This window comes from Sandarakinorhabdus sp., from assembly GCF_032115815.1.
Taxonomy (GTDB): Bacteria; Pseudomonadota; Alphaproteobacteria; order Sphingomonadales; family Sphingomonadaceae; genus Sandarakinorhabdus.
This window is the reverse complement of record NZ_JAUMBI010000030.1, coordinates 1-2,276: the sequence shown is the minus strand read 5'-3', so window position 1 is coordinate 2,276 and position 2,276 is coordinate 1. Positions and strand designations below refer to the sequence as shown.

Genomic DNA, 2,276 nt, shown 5'->3' with positions numbered 1-2,276 from the left:
GGCGCAGGGTGCGCTCGGCCAGTCGCTGGGCCGATTGCTGGTCACCGTGGAAAAATATCCGGAGCTGAAATCCAACGAGCTGTTCCTGCAGTTGCAAAGCCAGCTGGAAGGCACCGAGAACCGCATCACCGTGGCGCGCCGCGATTACAACATGGCCGTGCAGGATTATAACACCGAAATCCGCACCTTCCCGTCGCTGATCACCGCCAAGGTGGTTTATGGCGCCGAGCCGATTGCGCCGTTCAAGGCCACGACGGTGAATGCCGACAAGGCGCCCGAGGTGAAGTTCTGAAACCCCCATTCGGGGAGACGCAGACATGATGGCATTGCGCCGGACGAATCTGCCGGCCTTGGCCCTGCTGCTGGCGGCACTGTGGGCGCTGTTCGCGGCGCTGCCGGCGGCGGCTGAGCCGACATTTCCGAAACTCACCGGCCGCGTGAACGATGCGGCCGGCGTGTTGCCGGCCGAGACGGCGGCAGCGCTGGAGGCGAAGCTGAAGGCGCTGGAAGACACGACCGGCACCCAGCTGGTGGTGGCGACCGTGCCCGATCTGCAAGGCTATGAGATCGACGAATATGGCTATCAGCTGGGCCGGGCCTGGGGCATCGGCCAGAAAGGCACCAACAATGGCGCCATCCTGCTGATCGCGCCGGCGCAGCGCAAGTTGCGCATCGAGGTTGGCTATGGCCTGGAAGGCGTGCTGACCGACGCGGTGTCCAGCCGCATCATCCGGCAGGCGATTGTTCCGCGCTTCAAGGCCGGCGACATCGGCGGCGGCGTGGCAGCCGGTGCCGATCAACTGATCGCGCTGCTGCAACTGCCGCCGGAGGAACAGGCCGCCTTTGCCGCGAAGGCCAAGGCGGCGAGCGCCGACCAAGGCGACAGCCCCGGCTGGGGCGCGCTGGTCTGGCTGATCATCATCATCGTGTGGGTCGTCATCGCCTCTCGTCGCGGTTCGCGCGGCCGGCGCAGCGGGCCGGTGATTGTCTGGGGCCCTGGTATCGGCGGCAACTGGAGCGGCGGTGGTGGCGGTGGCGGTTTCGGCGGCTTTTCGGGCGGCGGCGGCAGCTTTGGCGGCGGCGGCGCTTCGGGGGATTGGTGATGCTGTTCAACGATAAGGATCGCGCCCGCATCGCCGCGGCCATCGCGCAGGCCGAAACCAACACGGCCGGCGAGATTGTGGTGATCATCAACACCCGCGCCCACCGTTATGCCGCCACCATGCTGGCAACGGCGGTGCTGGCGGCCTTCACCTTGCCGTTCCTGGCGGTGCTGGCCGGGTGGACGCCATCATTGCTGTTCCCCGATTGGGACACGATTGACGCCGCTACGCGGGAAACCCACGGCATCGAAGGCTTTGCCGCCGTGCAGGCGCTGCTGTTTGTCGCCACGCTGGCGCTGGTGGCCGGCCTCAAGCTGGACCGGGTGCTCACCCCGCGCGGGTTGCGGCGGGACCGGGTGCACCATGCCGCCATGATGCAGTTCCGGGCGCGCGGCCTCACCGCCACGCAAGGCCGCACCGGCGTGCTGCTCTATCTTGATGAGGCCGAACATGTGGCCGAGGTGATTGCCGATGAAGCCGTGTTCACGCGGGTGGCGGCCGACGATTGGGCCGAGACCATCGCGGCGCTGGTTGCGGGCATCAAGGCCGGCCGCGCTGCCGATGGCCTGGTGACGGCGATCGGACGCGCCGGCGCCGTGCTGGCCGCGCATCTGCCGGTGCAGGCCGGCGATGTGAACGAACTGCCCGACGCGCTGATCGAGATCTGACGCGCCGGGCGGCGTTCCTCAGGCGGCGGCAGAGGGCCGGGCGGCCACGCGCTTGTGCCAAGCCGGCAGCCAGGTCAGGCCGTCGGGCAGTGGCTGGCCCACTTGCGCGCCAAACTCGATGAAGCCGAACAGCAGGATATCGGCCAGCGTGAAGCGATCACCGCAGACGAAATCGCCACTCATCAGCGCATCGAGCCACTGGAGCTTCTTGGCCGCGATGGCCTTCAGTTCCGCGCCGGCAGCTTGCGAAGCGATCGGGAAGCGCGGTTCGAACATTGGCCGGCCTTCGGTGGCGCGGAAGCCGTTGGCCATCGTCTCGCAATAGCCCAGATCGATGATGCGCACCCATTTGCGGGTTTCGGCGCGTTCTTCGGCGGTGGTGCCGATGATCGCGGGCGTGGGGTGAATCTCTTCCAGATATTCGGCGATCACGGTGATTTCGCTGATGATGCGGCCATCGTCCAGCTCCAGGGCCGGGGTGCCGCCGCCGGGCACCTTCTTGATG

Annotated in this window: 4 protein-coding genes; 3 read left to right on the top strand and 1 reads right to left on the bottom strand. The window is 67.3% G+C overall.

The features are described from left to right. From RT662_RS01535 to RT662_RS01525, 3 genes are all read left to right on the top strand, one after another. Positions 1 to 292: LemA family protein (locus RT662_RS01535; protein ID WP_313668566.1), on the top strand; the 292-nt coding region annotated here is incomplete at its 5' end. Between the two features lie 25 nt (positions 293 to 317). Continuing rightward, entirely contained in the window at positions 318 to 1,103 is a 786-nt protein-coding gene (locus tag RT662_RS01530; RefSeq protein WP_313668565.1) for a TPM domain-containing protein, read from the top strand. Beyond that, the gene (locus tag RT662_RS01525; protein WP_313668563.1) at positions 1,103 to 1,771 is read left to right on the top strand and encodes a hypothetical protein; all 669 of its coding nucleotides are present in this window, start codon (positions 1,103 to 1,105) and stop codon (positions 1,769 to 1,771) included. The genes RT662_RS01530 and RT662_RS01525 overlap by 1 nt, the downstream gene beginning before the upstream one ends. Before the next feature lie 18 nt (positions 1,772 to 1,789). Here RT662_RS01525 and RT662_RS01520 read toward each other — a convergent pair. After that, on the bottom strand, positions 1,790 to 2,276 hold a 487-nt coding region (locus RT662_RS01520), incomplete at its 5' end, for a glutathione S-transferase family protein (protein WP_313668561.1).

Coding starts and splice junctions, on each gene's coding strand:
- RT662_RS01530 (WP_313668565.1), top strand. CDS start 318: ATGATGGCATTGCGCCGGACGAATCTGCCGGCCTTGGCCCTGCTGCTG.
- RT662_RS01525 (WP_313668563.1), top strand. CDS start 1,103: ATGCTGTTCAACGATAAGGATCGCGCCCGCATCGCCGCGGCCATCGCG.